14 protein-coding genes are annotated in these 17,361 nt (G+C 67.9%); 9 read left to right on the top strand and 5 right to left on the bottom strand.

The features are described from left to right. Positions 1-2 precede the first annotated feature (2 nt). The 6 genes from RZE77_RS05105 (at position 3) to RZE77_RS05080 (ending at position 8,488) form a co-directional block, all read left to right on the top strand. Positions 3-1,394, top strand: a complete 1,392-nt coding sequence (locus RZE77_RS05105) for a GspE/PulE family protein (protein ID WP_319429979.1) — start codon at positions 3-5, stop codon at positions 1,392-1,394. Positions 1,395-1,411: 17 nt separating this feature from the next. Further along, positions 1,412-2,647 (top strand): type II secretion system inner membrane protein GspF, encoded by a 1,236-nt coding sequence (gspF, locus tag RZE77_RS05100; RefSeq protein ID WP_319440971.1) that lies wholly within the window; start codon positions 1,412-1,414, stop codon positions 2,645-2,647. 24 nt (positions 2,648-2,671) lie between these two features. Then, entirely contained in the window at positions 2,672-3,571 is a 900-nt protein-coding gene (locus RZE77_RS05095) for a 5'-nucleotidase (RefSeq protein WP_319440970.1), read from the top strand. Positions 3,572-3,767: 196 nt separating this feature from the next. Then, the gene (locus tag RZE77_RS05090) at positions 3,768-3,974 is read left to right on the top strand and encodes a hypothetical protein (RefSeq protein ID WP_319429972.1); all 207 of its coding nucleotides are present in this window, start codon (positions 3,768-3,770) and stop codon (positions 3,972-3,974) included. Positions 3,975-4,026: 52 nt separating this feature from the next. Continuing rightward, a complete protein-coding gene (locus RZE77_RS05085; protein ID WP_319440969.1) occupies positions 4,027-6,231 on the top strand; it encodes a phosphocholine-specific phospholipase C in 2,205 nt (734 codons plus the stop codon). Between the two features lie 13 nt (positions 6,232-6,244). Then, entirely contained in the window at positions 6,245-8,488 is a 2,244-nt protein-coding gene (locus RZE77_RS05080; RefSeq protein WP_319440968.1) for a phosphocholine-specific phospholipase C, read from the top strand. A 37-nt stretch (positions 8,489-8,525) separates the two neighbouring features. Here the strand turns inward: RZE77_RS05080 and RZE77_RS05075 are convergent, their stop codons facing one another. Further along, on the bottom strand, positions 8,526-9,779 hold the full coding sequence (locus tag RZE77_RS05075) for an MFS transporter (RefSeq protein WP_319440967.1): 1,254 nt from the start codon (positions 9,777-9,779) through the stop codon (positions 8,526-8,528). Between the two features lie 103 nt (positions 9,780-9,882). Next, positions 9,883-10,017: a hypothetical protein gene (locus RZE77_RS05070; RefSeq protein WP_319440966.1), complete on the bottom strand. Its 135-nt coding sequence runs from the start codon at positions 10,015-10,017 to the stop codon at positions 9,883-9,885. A 158-nt stretch (positions 10,018-10,175) separates the two neighbouring features. On the opposite strand from RZE77_RS05070, the gene RZE77_RS05065 reads away from it, so the two are divergent. Together RZE77_RS05065 and RZE77_RS05060 are read left to right on the top strand one after the other, a co-directional pair. Continuing rightward, complete coding sequence (locus RZE77_RS05065; RefSeq protein ID WP_319440965.1) at positions 10,176-10,736, top strand: phosphonate degradation HD-domain oxygenase; 561 nt, start codon at positions 10,176-10,178, stop codon at positions 10,734-10,736. 109 nt (positions 10,737-10,845) lie between these two features. Further along, the gene (locus tag RZE77_RS05060) at positions 10,846-12,627 is read left to right on the top strand and encodes an ABC transporter ATP-binding protein/permease (protein WP_319440964.1); all 1,782 of its coding nucleotides are present in this window, start codon (positions 10,846-10,848) and stop codon (positions 12,625-12,627) included. Here the strand turns inward: RZE77_RS05060 and queC are convergent. Next, positions 12,624-13,337 carry a 7-cyano-7-deazaguanine synthase QueC gene (gene queC / locus RZE77_RS05055; RefSeq protein ID WP_319440963.1) on the bottom strand — a complete coding sequence of 238 codons (714 nt, stop codon included), beginning with the start codon at positions 13,335-13,337 and terminating at the stop codon, positions 12,624-12,626. The genes RZE77_RS05060 and queC overlap by 4 nt on opposite strands. Before the next feature lie 150 nt (positions 13,338-13,487). Between queC and RZE77_RS05050 the strand changes: the two genes are divergently transcribed. Continuing rightward, the gene (locus tag RZE77_RS05050) at positions 13,488-14,591 is read left to right on the top strand and encodes an acyltransferase family protein (RefSeq protein WP_319440962.1); all 1,104 of its coding nucleotides are present in this window, start codon (positions 13,488-13,490) and stop codon (positions 14,589-14,591) included. Here RZE77_RS05050 and RZE77_RS05045 read toward each other — a convergent pair. Both RZE77_RS05045 and RZE77_RS05040 read right to left on the bottom strand, forming a co-directional pair. After that, positions 14,588-15,064, bottom strand: coding sequence for a cyanophycin metabolism-associated DUF1854 family protein (locus RZE77_RS05045; protein ID WP_319440961.1), 477 nt, complete (start codon positions 15,062-15,064; stop codon positions 14,588-14,590). The genes RZE77_RS05050 and RZE77_RS05045 overlap by 4 nt on opposite strands. Beyond that, positions 15,064-17,346, bottom strand: coding sequence for a cyanophycin metabolism-associated ABC transporter (locus RZE77_RS05040; protein ID WP_319440960.1), 2,283 nt, complete (start codon positions 17,344-17,346; stop codon positions 15,064-15,066). Before RZE77_RS05040 ends, RZE77_RS05045 begins: the two co-directional genes overlap by 1 nt. Positions 17,347-17,361: the final 15 nt, after the last annotated feature.

Below are 17,361 nucleotides of genomic sequence, written 5' to 3'. Positions count from 1 at the left end.
CCATGCGCCACCCCCTGCCCTACGCGTTCGCACGCAGCCAGCAGCTGCTGCTCGAAGAAGCCGACGACGGCAGCCACACGCTGTGGATGTCGAGCCATCCCTCGCGCAGCGCGGTCGGCGAGGTCACGCGCAAGTACGGCGTGCAGGCCTTCGAGGTGCTGGCCGACGGCCCGCTTGCGCAGCGCATCAGCGCGGCCTATGCGCAGGGCGAATCGAGCGCCGCCGCGGTGGTGAGCGAGGTGCAGAGCGACGCCGACCTCTCGCGCATGATGCAGGAGCTGCCGGCGGTCGAGGACCTGCTGGAAAGCGCCGGCGACGCGCCCATCATCCGCATGCTCAACGCGCTGCTCACGCAGGCCGCGCGCGACGGCGCGAGCGACATCCACATCGAGCCCTACGAGCGCACCTCGTCCGTGCGCTTTCGCATCGACGGCACGCTGCGCGAGGTGGTGCAGCCCAACCGCGCGCTGCACGCCGCGCTGATCTCGCGCCTGAAGATCATGGCCGACCTCGACATCTCCGAGAAGCGGCTGCCGCAGGACGGGCGCATCAGCCTTCGCATCGGCACGCGCGCGGTCGACGTGCGCGTCTCCACGCTGCCGAGCGCGCACGGCGAACGCGCGGTGCTGCGCCTGCTGGACAAGACCGAATCGAAGCTCACGCTCGAATCGGTCGGCATGCAGGGCGACACGCTCGCGCGCTTCGAGCGCCTCATCGCGCAGCCGCACGGCATCATCCTGGTGACCGGCCCCACGGGCTCGGGCAAGACCACCACGCTGTACGCCGCGCTGGCCCGGCTGGATGCGAGCCGCAGCAACATCATGACGGTGGAAGACCCCATCGAATACGAACTGCCGGGCGTGGGCCAGACGCAGATCAACGCCAAGATCGAGCTCACCTTCGCGAAGGCGCTGCGCGCCATCCTGCGGCAGGACCCGGACGTGATCATGATCGGCGAGATCCGCGACTTCGAGACCGCGCAGATCGCCATCCAGGCCTCGCTCACCGGCCACCTCGTGCTTGCCACGCTGCACACCAACGACTCGGTCAGCGCCGTCACGCGCCTGACCGACATGGGCGTGGAGCCGTTCCTGTTGAGCTCGTCGCTCTTGGGCGTGCTCGCGCAGCGCCTGGTGCGCAAGGTCTGCACGGCCTGCGGCGGCGCCGGCTGCGAGGCATGCGGGCAGACCGGCTACCAGGGACGCACCGGCATCTTCGAGCTGCTGGTGGCCGACGAGACCGTGCAGGGCCTGATCCACAGCAAGGCAGCCGAAAGCGAACTGCTCCAGGCCGGCGCGCGCGGCGGCCTGCGCCTGATGCGCGAAGACGGCGAACGGCTGGTGCAGGCCGGCATCACCTCGCGCGCCGAACTGCTTCGCGTCACGCGCGACTGATCCGCCCGGCACCCGCCATGCCCGCCTATTCCTTCGAAGCCATCGATGCCAGCGGCCAGTCGCGCGAAGGCGTGCTCGAGGCCGACACCGCGCGCAGTGCCCGCAGCCTGCTGCGCGCGCAGGCGCTCATTCCGCTGTCGGTCACACCGGTGGGCAGCAACCACGTCAACGGCACCGGCAATGGCGGCCTGCGCCGCTGGCTGGGCGGCGGCGCCAGGGTCTTCAGTTCCACCGGCCTCGCGGTCTGGACGCGCCAGCTCGCGGGCCTGGTCTCTTCCGGCCTGCCGCTCGAACGCGCGTTGACCGCGCTCACCGACGAAGCCGAGACCGAGCCGCAGCGCAACCTGGTCGCTTCGCTGCGTGCCGAGGTCAACGCGGGCTCGCCCTTTGCGCGCGCGCTCACGGCCCATCCGCGCGAGTTCTCGCCCATCTACACCGCCGTGATCGGCGCGGGCGAGCAGAGCGGCAACCTCGGCCTCGTGCTCGACCGGCTCGCCGACGATCTCGAGGAGCGGCAGGCGCTGCAGCAGAAGCTCATCGGCGCGGCGCTCTATCCGGCCATCGTCACGCTGGTGGCGATCGTGATCGTGATCTTCCTCGTGAGCTACGTGGTGCCGCAGGTGGCGCAGGTGTTCGCGGGCACCAAGCGCTCGCTGCCCTTCCTCACCACCGTCATGCTGTCGCTGAGCGCGGCGGTGCGCAACTACGGCTGGTGGATGCTGGGCGGCGTGGTGTTTGCCGCCATCGCCGCGCGATTGGCGCTGGCGCAGGAAGCCTTCCGCCTGAAGTTCGACGCTGCCTGGCTCCGGCTGCCGCTGGTCGGCAAGCTCGCGCGCGGCTACAACGCGGCGCGCTTTGCCAGCACGCTGGCCATGCTGGCCACCGCCGGCGTGCCGATCCTGCGCGCGCTGCAGGCGGCTTCCGAAACGCTGGGCAACCGCGCCATGCGCGCCGATGCGCTCGACGCGCTGGTGCTGGTGCGCGAAGGCGCGCCGCTGGCCTCGGCGCTGGCGCAGAAAAAGCGCTTTCCCGGGCTGGTCTCGATGTTCGCGCGGCTGGGCGAGCAGACCGGCACGCTGCCGCTGATGCTGCAGCGCGCCGCCAACCAGCTGGGCGCCGAAGTGCAGCGCCGCGCGATGCACCTGGCCACCATCCTCGAGCCCCTGCTGATCGTGGCCATGGGCGGCGTGGTGATGCTCATTGTGCTGGCCGTGATGCTGCCTATCATCCAGCTCAACCAGTTCGTCAAGTAAGTCCGCCAGGAAGCACTGCACGCCATGCCCGTCACGCTCGAAGACAAGCTCGTGGTCGCGATCTCGTCGCGCGCGCTGTTCAACCTCGAAGAAGAAAACAGGATCTTCGAGGCTGGCGACAACGAGGGCTACATGAAGCTGCAGCTCGACCGCATCGACGTGCCGGCCGCGCCGGGCATCGCGTACTCGCTGATCCGCAAGCTGCTGCGCTTCAACGACGACGGCGTGCAGCGCGTCGAGGTGGTCATTCTTTCGCGCAACGACCCGGTCTCGGGCATGCGCATCTTCCGCTCGAGCGCGGCCGCCGACATCAAGCTGCAGCGCGGTGTGTTCACGCAGGGTCGGCCGCCCTTCGGCTACCTGCGGCCGCTGCGTGCGCACCTGTTCCTGTCGGTCAACGCGCAGGACGTGCGCGAAGCGCTGGGCGCGGGCTTTCCGGCGGCGCGCGTGCTGGTCGAATCGGTGAAGGCCAGCGATGTCTGGCCCAACGAAGTGCGCATTGCCTTCGATGGCGATGCGGTGCTCTTCAGCGACGAGGCCGAGCGCGTGTTCCAGGCCGAAGGCCTCGATGCCTTCCAGGCGCACGAACTCAGCAAGGCCGACCTGCCGCTGCCCGAAGGGCCCTTCAAGCCGCTGCTGACGGCGCTGCATCGCCTGCAGATGGCGGGCAACGCGCAGATGCGCATCCGCACCGCGCTGGTCACCGCGCGCAGCGCCCCGGCGCACGAGCGCGCGATCCGCACGCTCATGAAGTGGAACATCCGCGTCGACGAGGCGATGTTCCTCGGCGGCCTGCCGAAAGGCGAATTCCTGCGCGAGTTCGAACCCGATTTCTTCTTCGACGACCAGACCGGCCACGTCGATGCCGCGGCACGCCACGTGCCTGCGGGCCACGTCTCCAGCGGCATCAGCAACGAGGGCTGAGCCTCTCGCCGGGCGGGCGCTTTCGCGGCGCTCCGCTCCCTTGGCGCGCCCAGCGCTTTTGCGTTGTCATCGCTCGTTCATAGCGATGTAACGGGTTTTCCCTAGTCTTGCGATCTGTCCGGTGCGCGGTGCCTTCATGGCGCTTTTTTTTTGCCGCATCCGAACGTCCATACACGACAACACCAAGGAACCCACCATGCGACTCCCATTCCCCTCCGTGCGGCTCTTTTCCGCACTGGCCCTGGCCTGCGCCCTTTCTGCCTGCGGCGGCGGCGATGGAGGCGGCGGCTTCTCCGGCTTCCTGCCCGGCACCGGCACACCCACCAACCCCGACGTACCCGCCAATCCGAACCCGCCCGCACCCGACACGGGCGTGAAGCCCGAGATGCGCTGCGCGCCTTGAGCGCTCATCGAAACGCCCACCGCATCCCCTCATGACCAAACACAACAAGACCATGAACTCACGCCGCAAATTCCTGCAGGGCACGGCCACCACCGGCGCCGCCGCGCTCGCACTCGTCGCCTTTCCGCCGAGCATCCGCCGCGCGCTCGCCATTCCCGCCAACAACAAGACCGGCACCATTCAAGACGTCGAGCACATCGTCATCCTGATGCAGGAGAACCGTTCGTTCGACCAGTACTTCGGCACGCTCATGGGCATACGGGGCTTTGGCGACCGCTTCACCATTCCGCTGCCCAACGGGCGCAGCGTGTGGCAGCAACTGGACGACACCGGCAAGGAAGTGCTGCCCTACCACCTCGACGGCTCGAAGGGCAATGCGCAACGCGTGGCCGGCACGCCGCACAGCTGGAGCGACGGCCAGGATGCGTGGGCCGGCGGGCGCATGCATGAATGGGTGAAGTACAAGAAAACCAAGACGGCGCCTTTCACCCAATCGATGGGCTACCTCCAAGAGGCGGAACTGCCCTTCCAGTTTGCGTTGGCCAACGCCTTCACGCTCTGCGACGCATACCACTGCAGCATGCACACCGGCACCAATTCGAACCGCATGTTCCTCTGGACCGGCACCAACGGCCCCACGGGCGCGAACGTGGCCACGGTCAACAACGAATGGGACGGTATCGACAGCTCCGCCAACGGCTACAGCTGGAAGACCTACCCCGAGCGCCTGCAGGAAGCCAAGGTCAGCTGGATCGTCTACCAGAACATGCCCGACAACTTCACCGACAACTCGCTGGCCGGCTTCAAGCAGTACCGGCTGGCCAACGAAGCCTCCGGCAAGCCAGTGAGTGGCAGCGCGATCTCGCCTGCCTATGATCCGGCCAGCGACGACGCCGGCAATCCGCTCTACAAGGGCATTGCCAACACCATGCCCGACGGCGGTTTTCTCGAGCAGTTCCGCCAGGACATCAAGAACGGCAAGCTGCCCCAGGTGTCTTGGATCGTCGCGCCCGCAGCCTATTCCGAGCACCCGGGCCCTTCGAGCCCGGTGCAGGGTGGCTGGTACACCCAGGAAGTGCTCGACGCGCTCACCGCGGTGCCCGAGGTGTGGAGCAAGACAGTGCTCTTCATCAACTTCGACGAGAACGACGGCTACTTCGACCACGTGCCTTCGCCGGCCGCGCCTTCGATCAACGCCGACGGCACGCCCGCGGGCAAGACCACGCTGCCGGTGCAAGCGCTCGCGCCCGAATACTTCAACCATCCGAATCCGCCCGGCACCACCGACCAGCCGCCGCCCGACGGCCGTGTCTACGGCCCTGGCGTGCGCGTGCCGATGTACGTGGTGTCGCCCTGGAGCCGCGGCGGCTGGGTCAACTCGCAGGCCTTCGACCACACCTCGGTGCTGCGCTTCGTCGAGGCGCGCTTCGGGGTGAAGGAGACCAACATCAGCGATTTCCGCCGCGCGGTGTGCGGCGATCTCACGAGTGCCTTCAACTTCGTGTCGCCCAACAACGAAGCGCTGCCCACACTCGCAGGCCGAAAGACCAAGGCGCAGGCCGACCAGTTGCGCACAGATCAACAGGCACTTTCGCAGGTGCCGTTTCCGGCGCTTCCGCAACTGCCGCTTCAAGCCAAAGGCACGCGCCCTTCGCGCGCGCTGCCCTACGAGCTGCACACGAGCGCCCGCATCGATGCCATCGGCGGAAAAGTCCAACTGCTGTTTGCCAACACCGGCACGGCCGCCGCAGTGTTCCACGTGTACGACAAGCTCAATCTCGACCGCCTGCCGCGCCGCTACATGGTCGAGCCCGGCAAGACGCTCGACGATGCATGGAACGCGATGCGCGACGACAGCGGCTTCTACGACCTGTGGGTACTGGGCCCCAACGGCTTCCACCGCCACTTCAAGGGCGACCTGAACGCCCTTCGCGCCGGCGACGTCGCCGTGCCCGAAGTGCGCGTGTGCTACGACATCGCCAACGGCAACGTGTACCTGGAGATGCACAACCGCGGCAAGAATGCCTGCAAGTTCACCGTGCGCGCCAAGGCCTACCGCACCGACGGCCCATGGACCGCGACGGTAGCGGGCGGCGCCAAGGCCGAATTGCACTGGGACCTGGCCAGCAGCGGCGCCTGGTACGACTTCGCCGTGACCTGCGATGCGGACACCAGCTTCGTACGCCGCTTTGCCGGCCGCGTTGAAACCGGCAAGCACTCGGTGAGTGACCCCGCCATGGGCCTGGCCGACCTGTGAGGCTGCACGCGCAATGAACTCACGCCGCAGATTTCTTACAGGCACTGCCACCACGGGCGCCGCGGCGCTCGCGCTCTCGGCCTTTCCGCCGAGCATCCGCCGCGCGCTGGCCATTCCCGCCAACAACAAGACCGGCACCATCCAGGACGTCGAGCACATCGTCATCCTGATGCAGGAGAACCGTTCGTTCGACCACTACTTCGGCACGCTCACCGGCGTGCGCGGCTTCGGCGACCGGTTCACCATTCCGCTGCCCAAGGGGTTGAACGTGTGGCAGCAGACCGACGCCAGCGGAAAGCTGGTGCTGCCCTATCACCTGGACAGCCGCAAGGGCAACGCACAGCGCGACGGCGGCACGCCCCACGACTGGGCCGACAGCCAGAACGCCTGGGACGGCGGCCGCATGTACCAGTGGCCGCGCTACAAAACCAGCAAGGCCATGGGCTACCACAAGGAAGCGGAGATCCCGTTCCAGTTCGCGCTGGCCAACGCCTTCACGCTCTGCGATGCGTACCACTGCAGCATGCACACCGGCACCGACGCGAACCGGGCCTTCCATCTCACCGGCACCAACGGTGCGACCGCCGCCGGCACCGCCTTTGTCACCAATGAGTGGGACTGGATCGACGGGCGCCCCGAGTCGGTGAACACCGGCTACACATGGAAGACCTATGCCGAGCGCCTGGAAGAAGCGGGCGTGCGCTGGATCAGCTACCAGAACATGCCCGACGAATGGGGCGACAACATGCTGGGTGCCTTCCGGCAGTTCCGCCAGGCGAACCTCGATTCGGGCTTTCCCGTGTCCAGCGGCGGCAAGCCGAACACGCCTTATGCCAATACGGGCCAGCCGCTGCCCTACCGCGCCTACGACCCGGCCACCGACGACGCGAAGAGCCCGCTGTACAAGGGCGTGGCCAACACGCTGCCGGGCACGCGGCCCGAGAACTACCTCGACGCCTTCAGGCGCGACATCCGCGAAGGCAAGCTGCCCCAGGTGTGCTGGATGAATGCGCCTTCGATCTACTGCGAGCACCCGGGCCCGTCGAGCCCGGTGCAAGGCGCATGGTTTCTGCAAGAGGTGCTGGATGCGCTCACGGCCGTGCCCGAGGTGTGGAGCAAGACCGTGCTGCTTGTCAACTTCGACGAGAACGACGGCTACTTCGACCACCTGCCCTCGCCTTCGGCACCTTCGCCCGTCGGCGACGGCACCTTTGCCGGCAAGACCACGCTGCCCGATGCGGACCTGGCCCCCGAATATTTCACCCAGGCGGCGCCGCCCGGCAGCACCAAGCAGCCTGCGCCCGACGGGCGTGTCTACGGCCCCGGACCGCGCGTACCGATGTACGTGATCTCGCCATGGAGCCGCGGCGGCTGGGTCAACTCGCAGGCCTTCGACCACACGTCGGTGATCCGCTTCATCGAAGCGCGCTTCGGCGTAAAGGAGCCCAACATCGGTGCCTTCCGGCGCACGGTGTGCGGCGACCTCACCAGCGCCTTCAACTTTGCCAACCCGAACGACGAGCCTTTGCCCACGCTGGCGGGCCGCAGCACCCGCGACCAGGCCGACCAGCTCCGGCTGAGCCAGGAGGCGCTGGGCCAGGTACCGCTGCCTATCGACCCGCAGCTGCCGCGCCAGCCGACCGGCACGCGCCCCTCGCGCGCGCTGCCCTACGAGCTGCATGCCAGCGCGCGCGCCGATGCGGCGGCCGGCACGGTGCAATTGCTGTTCTCGAACACGGGCAAGGCGGGTGCGGTGTTCCACGTGTACGACAAGCTCAACCTCGGCCGCCTGCCGCGCCGCTACACGGTGGAAGCCGGCAAGACGCTCGACGACACCTGGAATGCGGCCATCGACAACAGCGGCTTCTACGACCTGTGGGTGCTCGGCCCCAACGGCTTTCACCGCCACTTCAAGGGCAATCTCGACGCGCTGCGCACGAGCGGGGCGATCCCTGAAGTGCGGGTGTGCTACGACATTGCCAACGGCAATGTCTACCTCGACATGCGCAACGGCGGAACAAAGAGCTGCAAGTTCACGGTGAGCGCCAAGGCTTATCGCAACGACGGCCCTTGGATCGCGACGGTCGATGGCAGCGCTGCGGCCGAACAGCATTGGGAGCTTGGCACCAGCGGCCAGTGGTATGACTTCGCGGTCAGCTGCGATGCCGACCCCGGCTACCTGCGCCGCTTTGCCGGCCGCGTGGAAACCGGAAAGCACACCGTGAGCGATCCGGCGATGGGCCTGTCAGATCTCTGAGGGATCCTCGCACCGCAGCGGCGCGGGCCCTTGCGCGCTACGCCGCGGCGGCACGAAGCCGCAGATGCCGGACCCTGAACAGCAGCATCGCCGCGATGCTGACGTTCAGCAGGTTCCAGCCGATGCCGTTGAGGAACGCCGCGTGGTAGCTGCCGGTCAGGTCGAACACCTTGCCCGACATCCAGCCGCCCAGCGCCATGCCGAACAGCGTGAACATCAGCACCGTGCCCACGCGCGCGCCGGCTTCTTCTGGCGGAAAGTGCTCGCGCACGATGATCGCGTAGGACGGCACGATGCCGCCCTGGAACAGGCCGAACAGCGCCGAGATCACATAGAGCGGCACCAGCCCGTCGAACGGCAGGAACAGCAGCAGCGCCACGCCCTGCAGCGCGCCGCCCAGCAGCAGCGTGCGCAGCCCGCCGATGCGGTCGCAGATCGCGCCCGACACCAGCCGGCTCACCACGCCGAAGCCCAGCATCAGCGACAGCATCTGCGCGCCCTGCGCCGCGCCGTAGCCGAGGTCGCCGCAGTAGGCCACGATGTGCACCTGCGGCATGGCCATGGCCACGCAGCAGGCCACGCCCGCCACGCACAGCAGGCCCTGGGCCGTGCCCATGCTGAGGCCGAAGGGCCGCGTCATGTCGCGCCGCCGCCCGGCATGGCCCGCAGGGTCGGCCGGCGCTACGGCCAATGCCGGCGGCCGCGCACGGAAGAAGAGCGCGAGCGCCGCCATCGCAAGGCCGCAGAAAAGGCCCATGCCGATGTAGGTCTGGCGCCAGCCCACCGTCTCGATGAAGTGCTGCGCGATCGGCGGCCAGATGGCGCCGGCCACGTAGTTGCCGCTCGCGCACACCGCCACCGCGATGCCGCGCCGCTTGACGAACCAGAGCGAGGTGTCCGCCACCAGCGGAGCAAAGGCCGCGGCGCTGCCGAGCAGGCCGACCAGCACGGCCTGCGCCGCGATGAAGGACACGATGCCATCGGCCATGCCGCACGCGACATAACCCACGCCAAGGCTCAGCGCGCCGATCAGCAAGGGCCACATCACGCCGAATCGGTCGGCCAGCTTGCCCATCAGCACGCCGCCCACGCCGAAGCCGAGCATCAGCAGCGTGTAGGGCAGCGAGGCATCGGCACGCGCAACGCCGAACTCGGCCTGCACGGCGGGCAGCATCACCGAGACCACGTACATGCCGCTGCTGCCGACCGTCATGACCAGCAGCGTGAGGCCGAGCCGCAGCATGGCGTAGCGCGAATCCGCCTCGTGGGCGCTTGTCTCGAATGTCTTCATTGTTTTTTTGCTCCGCGTCGAGGATACCCGCGGGCGCGAATACGCGAAGGCGAGCGCGCGCAATGGCCGGCGGCGCATGGCCGCCTGCGCGCCCGATGGCGAATCAGCCCGCGAACGGGACCGGCATCACGACATCCGCCGAAGCCTTCGGCACCGGCACGCCGGGCTTGGGCTTGTCGTCGCAGCCGGCCGTCGCCAGGCCGATGCAGAGCAGAAGAACAAGGACTGTGCTTCTCATGCGGCGGATGCTATGCCCGCCTTCATGCAAGTCAAGTCGGACGCCGCGCCGACTGAGCGGTGCGCCGGTGCAGCGCTGCAGGTTCGTCATGCCTTGGTCATCGGAATGCGCGAAGCTGTGTGCCCTCGCTCCGCGCTTTCCGCCTTCGCTCCAGCTCCATGACACTCGACCTCGCCGAGATTGCCCGCCTGTTCGCCGAACGCGGCGGGGTTGCGTATGCGGGCGAGCCGGTGTCGCAACTCGAGCATGCGCTGCAGTGCGCATGGTTGGCCGAGCAGGCCGGCGCGGGCGATGCGCTGGTCACGGCCTCGCTGCTGCACGACCTCGGTCACCTGCTGATCGCCGAGCACCAGACGCTGTCGCGCTCGCCCACCGAGCTGGGCATCGACGACCGCCACCAGTACATCGCCATGCCGCTCCTGCGTGGCGTCTTCGGCGCCGAGGTGCGCGAGCCGATCCGGCTGCATGTGGACGCCAAGCGCTACCTCTGCGCGACACGGCCCGGCTATTTCTCGCGGCTCTCGGCCGATTCGGTGCGCAGCCTCGCGCTGCAGGGCGGCGTGATGGACGAAGCCGCGGCGCAGCGCTTTGCCGAGCAGCGCTGGGCCAACGATGCGGTGCGGCTGCGGCTGTGGGATGAGGAAGCGAAGGTGCAGGGGCGCGAGACGCCGCCGCTCAAGCACTTCCTGGAAACAGCGGCGCGGGTCATGCTGCGCTGAGCACTTACTTTGCAGGGCGCCGGGCCGGTTCAGGCCCGCTTAAGGAACATTTGACTACCATCGTTTCCTCACGATGTCCGGCGCACCCGCGCCCAGCGAGGAAACCTGCATGTCTTTATCCGTCACGGCGCGTGCCGCCACGTTCGCCCAGGTAGTGAAGCGCGTCTTCGCGCTTGCGGCGCCTTATTTCCGTTCCGAGGAGAAATGGCGCGCCCGCACGATGCTGCTGGGCATCGTCGCGCTGAACCTGTTCTATGTGTACGTGGCCGTGCTGGGCAACCAGTGGTATGGGCGTTTCTACGATGCGCTGCAGAACAAGGATTCGGCGGTCTTCTGGCGCGAGGTGGGCGTCTTTGGCTGGATCGCCTTCTTCAACATCGCGGTACAGGTGCTCAAGTTCTATGTGACGCAGCTGCTGCAGCTGCGCTGGCGCACCTGGATGACACGCGACTACCTGTCGCGCTGGATGGCCGACCGCACCTTCTATCACCTCGAGCTTGCGCGCTACGCGAATAACGAAGGCCAGACGCCGGACAACCCCGACCAGCGGATCCAGGAAGACATGCAGATGTTCACCGACTACACGATGACGCTGTCGATGGGCCTCCTGAACGCCGTGGTCACGCTGGTGAGCTTCGTGGGCATTCTCTGGGGGCTGTCGGGCAGTTTCGCGTTCTCGATGGGCGGCAGCAGCTACCAGATCGCGGGCGCCATGGTCTGGCTGGCGGTGGCCTACTGCGTGGTGGGCACGGCCATCACGCACTTCATCGGCCGCCCGCTGATCGGCACCAACTTCCGGCAGCAGCGCTTCGAGGCCGACTTCCGGCACCACCTGGTGCGGGTGCGCGAATACAGCGAGGCCATTGCGCTGGACAAGGGCGAGAAGGTCGAGCACGGCCAACTCGACCTGCGCTTTGGCAGCGTGCTGCGCAACTACCTGGTGCTCATCAAGCAGCAGAAGAACCTGATCACCTTCACTTCGTTCTTCGGCCAGGCGGCCGTGATCTTCCCGTTCCTGGTGGCCGCTCCGCGCTTCTTCAGCGGCGCCATCCAGCTCGGCCAGTTGATGCAGATCTCGTCGGCCTTCGGCAAGGTGCAGGATTCGCTCAGCTGGTTCGTCGACAACTACGACCGCGTGGCCGTCTGGCGCGCAACCACCGACCGCCTCACCAGCTTCGACGATGCGATGCGCGCACACGCCGCGCGCAGCCAGTCGCTCGAGCGCGACGGCACCGCGCCCGCGCTGCAGACCGGCGACCTCACGGTGGCGCTGCCCAACGGCACCTCGCTCGTCGCAGGCGCGGCGCTGGCGGTCCAGCCGGGCGACAGCGTGCTGCTGCAGGGGCCTTCGGGCAGCGGCAAGTCGACGCTGTTCCGCACCTTTGCCGGCATCTGGCCGTTCGCGCACGGCCATGTGAAGGTGCCCGAGGGCGCGGTGTTCATGCCGCAGCGGCCCTACGTGCCGGACGGCACCCTGCGCAATGCGCTGACCTATCCGAATCCGGCCGAGAACTACAGCGATGCCGATCTGCGCCAGGCGCTGATCGACGCGCTGCTGCCCAACCTCGTGGACCGCCTCGACGACAGCGATGCCTGGAGCCAGAAGCTCTCGGGCGGCGAGCAGCAGCGGCTGTCGATCGCGCGCGTGCTGCTGAAGAAGCCGTCATGGCTCTTTGCCGACGAGATCACCAGCGCGCTCGATGCCGAGGCCGAAGGCGTGCTCTACAAGCGGCTCTCCGACCGGGTGAAGGCCGCGGGCGGCGCCATGGTGTCGATCGCGCACCGCGCGGCCGTCGGCGACTTCCACAACCAGCGCTGGACGCTGGTGCCCCAGCCCGAAGGCGCACCGGCGGGCGGCGCACGCTACCGGCTGGAGACTGCGGCCACCTAGGACTGCTGCAGGCCAGAGGCGTAGCGCTCCCAGCCCTTCTTGCGCAGCTCGCAGGCCGGGCATTCGCCGCAGCCATAGCCCCAGGCCTGGCGATGTTCGCGGTCGCCAAGGTAGCAGGTGTGGGTTTCTTCGACGATCAGGTCGACCAGCGGCTCGCCGCCCAGGCGGTGCGCCATCTGCCAGGTCTCGGCCTTGTCGATCCACATCAGCGGCGTCTCGATGACCAGGCGGCGCTCCAGCCCGAGCGAGAGCGCGAGCTGCATGGCCTTCATGGTGTCGTCGCGGCAGTCGGGGTAGCCCGAGAAGTCGGTCTCGCAGACGCCGGTGACGATCACCTGCAGCCCGCGCCGGTAGGCCAGCGCACCGGCCAAGGTGAGGAACAGCAGGTTGCGCCCGGGCACGAAGGTGTTGGGCAGGCCGTCGGCCTGCATTTCGAAAGCCACTTCCTCGGTGAGCGAGGAGCCGCCGAGCTGGGCCAGCGCGGCCAGCGTGAGCACGTGGTCTTCGCCCAGGCGCGGCGCCCAGTCGGGGAAGCGCTCGCGCATCTTCGCGAGGATGGTGCCGCGCACGTCGAGCTCGACGCGGTGCCGCTGGCCATAGTCGAAGCCCAGCGTCTCGACGCGCTGGTACTTGGACAGCGCGTCCGCGAGGCAGGTGGTCGAATCCTGGCCGCCGGAGAACAGGACGAGGGCGGTGGTGTGCAGGGGCATGTCCGTCTCTTCAAAACCGCGATTTTCGCAGGCTCGGCGGCGCAGCGTGGCGCCGCGCCAACAGCCGCGGCCGTCGGGCTCCGCCGATGCACCACGAAAGTGCTATCTCGGGCAGAATCCGCGCGATTCGAAGGAGAGGCACCGCTCAACATGCGCGAACAAGGGTCGATCCACGGCCCCGACGATTACCGGGAGACCCGCAATTTCGCAGCACTCGATGGGCTGCGGGCGGTAGCGGTCTTCCTTGTTTTCGGGTTCCACTTCGGCGGGCCGCGCTGGGACAAATTCTCGGGCTGGCTCGGCGTGCATGCCTTCTTCGTGCTCTCCGGCTTCCTGATCACCACGCTGCTGCTGCGCGAGCGCGATGCCACGGGCACGGTGTCGCTCAAGGCCTTCTACATCAGGCGCGCGGCCCGGATCCTGCCACTCTATTTTCTGGTCTACCTGATGGTGCTCGGACTGAGCTATCTCGCCCAGGGCGCGGCCTGGGAGCAGATGAAGGCGGCCACGCCCTACTACCTCACGCTGCTGAACGAGTTTGCCGGCTTCGCGCCGCTGCAGATGACCTGGACGCTGGGCATCGAATGGAAGTACTACCTGGTGTGGCCGGCGCTGTTCGCGCTGTTCGGCTCCACGGCCGCCTCGCGCTTCGGAACCGCCGCGTGCAGCCTCGTGCTGCTGGTTGCCGTCTGGATGACGGGCGCCCACCCGGCCGGATTCTCGCCCTGGCACTACCTTGGCATGCTGGTGGGATCGATGGTGGCAATGGCAATGCACACGCGCCGGACCTTCGCATGGATGCGCGGCCTCATGACGCAGACGGCCGCCATCGCGATTGCGCTGGCCCTGTTCCTGGTGCACCGCAAGTCGCTCGCGATCAGCGCCCGCTTCGGCGAGCCGCAGCTCATTGCGTTGTACGTGGTGCTGGTGGGCCTGTGGCTGCCTTCGCTGGTTGCTGCGGACAGCTGGCTGCGCAGGCTTCTTGCGTCGCGCTTCATGCTGTTCGTGGGGCGCCGCTCGTACGCGATGTACCTGGTGCAGTACCTCGCGGCGCAGGCCGTGATCGGCATCTCGCCCACCACGGTGGCAGGGGCGGCGCTGCTGTTCGCATCCTTTGGCGTGGCGCTGGTTGCCTCCGACTTTCTCTACCGCCGCTTCGAGAAGCCGATCACCGACTGGGGCCATCGGCAGGCCCGGGCGGCTACGCAGCCGGCACCCGCATTGCCGGCCGCACCGGGCGGCGCTGCGGTCTAGAGAAAGCGCTCCAGCAGCTTGCGCGAGGCGCGGTCGAGCGCCTTCACATCGGGAATGCGGAACTGCACGCCGTGCGCGCTGGCAATCAGCAGTGCACCGCCCTCGAGCCGGCGGATGTCTTCCTCGGCCTTGAGCACGAAGCTGGTGTCGCCGCGGTCGGTGCTCACGGTCCAGGTGCTGGGCACGCCGAAGCTCGACACGCCATGCAGCTTCAGCAGCGTGGGCGCGAAGTCGCGCACCGCGAGCTCCTGTTCGAGCAGCGCGCGCGTCGCCGCGGGCAGGGCCTCGAGGCGGTCGATCCAGACCAGTTCGCGGCCCTCGCTGCCGACCAGCGACACGCCCTCGCCGGGCGCGCTGAGCGGAAAGGCGCGCACGGGCGTCACGCCCTCGTGGCGCTCGCCCTCGGCATCGGTCAGCACCAGGCGGCCGAAGGCATCGCGCTCGAGATCGAAAGTGGGAATGGTGTCGCTCATCATGCGTCTCCGGCCGGGTGGGCTGCATGGCTGATGACCAGCGGCAGCTGCGCGCCGGCACGTTCGTCGACGGCGCCTTCGCTCGCATCTTCGTCGGCCTGGCGCAGCTGCGCCTGGTAGAGCCGCCAGTAGGCGCCCTGCTTCTCCATCAGGGCGTCGTGCGGGCCGACCTCGACCACCTCGCCACGGTCCATGACCACCAGCCGATCGGCCTTGCGCAGCGTCGAGAGGCGGTGCGCAATGGCGATGGTGGTGCGGCCCTGCACGAGGTTGTCGAGCGCCTTCTGGATTTCCTTCTCGGTCTCGGTGTCGACGGCCGAGGTGGCCTCGTCGAGGATCAGGATGCGCGGATCGATCAGCAGCGCACGCGCAATGCTGATGCGCTGCCGCTCGCCGCCCGACAGGCCCTGGCCGCGCTCGCCCACCAGCGAGTCGTAGCCATGCGGCAGGCGCAGGATGAAGTCGTGCGCATGCGCGGCGCGCGCGGCGGCCACCACTTCGGCGCGCGTGGCGTCGGGCTTGCCGTAGGCGATGTTCTGCGCGATGGTGCCGAAGAACAGGAACGGCTCCTGCAGCACCAGCCCGACGTGGCGCCGGTAGTCGGCCACGGCAAAGCGGCGGATGTCGGTGCCGTCGACCTTGATGGCGCCGTCGGTCACGTCGTAGAAGCGGCAGATCAGGTTGACCAGCGTGCTCTTGCCCGAGCCGCTGTGGCCCACCAGGCCGATCATCTCGCCGGGCTCGATGGTCAGGTCCAGGTCGTGGATCACGGCGCGCGAGCCGTAGCGAAAGCCCAGCCCGCTCATCTCGATGCGGCCCTGCACGCGCTCGATCTTCACCGGGTTGGCGGGCTCGGGCACGTTGCTCACGTGGTCCAGGATGTCGAAGATGCGCTTGGCGCCGGCCGCCGCCTTCTGCGTGACCGAGACGATGCGGCTCATCGAGTCGAGCCGCGTGTAGAAGCGGCCGATGTAGGCGATGAAGGCCGTGAGCACGCCCACCGTGATGCTGCCGCGCGCCACCTGCCAGATGCCGAAGCCCCAGACCACGAGCAGGCCGATCTCGGTCAGCAGCGAGACGGTGGGCGTGAACAGCGACCAGGTGCGGTTGAGCTTGTCGTTGACCTGCAGGTTGTAGGCATTGGCCACGCGGAAGCGCTCGGCTTCGCGGCGCTCCTGCGCAAAGGCCTTGACCACGCGGATGCCCGGGATGGTGTCGGCCAGCACGTTGGTCACCTCGGACCACACGCGGTCGATCTTCTCGAAGCCGGTGCGCAGCCGGTCGCGCACCACGTGGATCATCCAGGCGATGAAGGGCAGCGGCACCAGCGTGACCACGGCCAGCAGCGGGTTGATGGAGACCAGGATGACCGCGGTCATCACGATCATCAGCACATCGTTCGCAAAGTCGAGCGCATGCAGCGAGAGGAACACGTTGATGCGGTCGGTTTCCGAGCCGATGCGCGCCATCAGGTCGCCGGTGCGCTTGCCGCCGAAATAGTCGAGCGGGAGCGTGAGCAGATGCTCGTAGGTGGTGGTGCGCAGGTCGGCGCCGATGCGCTCCGACACCAGCGCCAGCAGGTAGGTGCGCGCCCAGCCCAGGCCCCAGCCGACCAGCGCCGCGCCCAGCAGACCGCTCAGGTAGAGCCCGACGCGCGCCGGGTCGATCTTCTGCCCGTTCTGGAACGGAATCAGGATGTCGTCCATCAGCGGAATGGTCAGGTAGGGCGGCACCAGCGTCGCGGCCGTGGAGACCAGCGTCAGCAGGAAGCCCGCGATCAGCTGCTTGCGGTAGGGCTTGGCGAAGCGGCCGAGCCGCAGCAGCACCCAGGTCGAGGGCGGGGTCTGGAGCTCGGCGTCGGGCAAGGCCAGGTCGTCGCCGTCGGGCTCGGCTGTCGCCTCGGCGACAGTGCCGTTCTCGCGCTGGCCGAAGAGCTTGAGCAGCCGCAGCGCAGCCGGCTGGCTCGCCAACGTGTAACGCCAGCGCGCAAGGCGGCCTTCGGCGCCCACCAGGTCGAGCGTTCCAACGCCCGAATGGTCGCTCAGATGGAGGCGGAGCGATGAATCTGATAGTGTCCACTCACACCACTGGCCATCCGGTTGCAGCGCCAGCAGCCGCCGGTCGGTGAGGGCCACGAGCCCAAAGGTAAACAGAAGTTCATCGTCAAGGTCAACCGGCAGTGTGACCAGAACGTTTTCCGCGGCTACGAGCCGGCTTTTCAGCGCGTCTGAGGCCGCCTCGATTTCGCCCTCCCGGGTGCCGACTGGATCGTGATGTTGCATTGTGTTTCTTTGACT

Source organism: Variovorax sp. SPNA7, from assembly GCF_033807855.1.
GTDB classification, from domain to species: Bacteria; Pseudomonadota; Gammaproteobacteria; order Burkholderiales; family Burkholderiaceae_C; genus Variovorax; species Variovorax beijingensis.
Note: the sequence above shows the minus strand (reverse complement) of the source record. Positions and strands in the feature narration are given on the sequence as shown.

Bases quoted from the DNA above. Each gene is read 5' to 3' on its own strand.
- RZE77_RS05105 (WP_319429979.1), top strand. From the start codon at position 3: ATGCGCCACCCCCTGCCCTACGCGTTCGCACGCAGCCAGCAGCTGCTG.
- gspF (WP_319440971.1), top strand. From the start codon at position 1,412: ATGCCCGCCTATTCCTTCGAAGCCATCGATGCCAGCGGCCAGTCGCGC.
- RZE77_RS05095 (WP_319440970.1), top strand. From the start codon at position 2,672: ATGCCCGTCACGCTCGAAGACAAGCTCGTGGTCGCGATCTCGTCGCGC.
- RZE77_RS05090 (WP_319429972.1), top strand. From the start codon at position 3,768: ATGCGACTCCCATTCCCCTCCGTGCGGCTCTTTTCCGCACTGGCCCTG.
- RZE77_RS05085 (WP_319440969.1), top strand. From the start codon at position 4,027: ATGAACTCACGCCGCAAATTCCTGCAGGGCACGGCCACCACCGGCGCC.
- RZE77_RS05080 (WP_319440968.1), top strand. From the start codon at position 6,245: ATGAACTCACGCCGCAGATTTCTTACAGGCACTGCCACCACGGGCGCC.
- RZE77_RS05075 (WP_319440967.1), bottom strand. From the start codon at position 9,779: ATGAAGACATTCGAGACAAGCGCCCACGAGGCGGATTCGCGCTACGCC.
- RZE77_RS05070 (WP_319440966.1), bottom strand. From the start codon at position 10,017: ATGAGAAGCACAGTCCTTGTTCTTCTGCTCTGCATCGGCCTGGCGACG.
- RZE77_RS05065 (WP_319440965.1), top strand. From the start codon at position 10,176: ATGACACTCGACCTCGCCGAGATTGCCCGCCTGTTCGCCGAACGCGGC.
- RZE77_RS05060 (WP_319440964.1), top strand. From the start codon at position 10,846: ATGTCTTTATCCGTCACGGCGCGTGCCGCCACGTTCGCCCAGGTAGTG.
- queC (WP_319440963.1), bottom strand. From the start codon at position 13,337: ATGCCCCTGCACACCACCGCCCTCGTCCTGTTCTCCGGCGGCCAGGAT.
- RZE77_RS05050 (WP_319440962.1), top strand. From the start codon at position 13,488: ATGCGCGAACAAGGGTCGATCCACGGCCCCGACGATTACCGGGAGACC.
- RZE77_RS05045 (WP_319440961.1), bottom strand. From the start codon at position 15,064: ATGAGCGACACCATTCCCACTTTCGATCTCGAGCGCGATGCCTTCGGC.
- RZE77_RS05040 (WP_319440960.1), bottom strand. From the start codon at position 17,346: ATGCAACATCACGATCCAGTCGGCACCCGGGAGGGCGAAATCGAGGCG.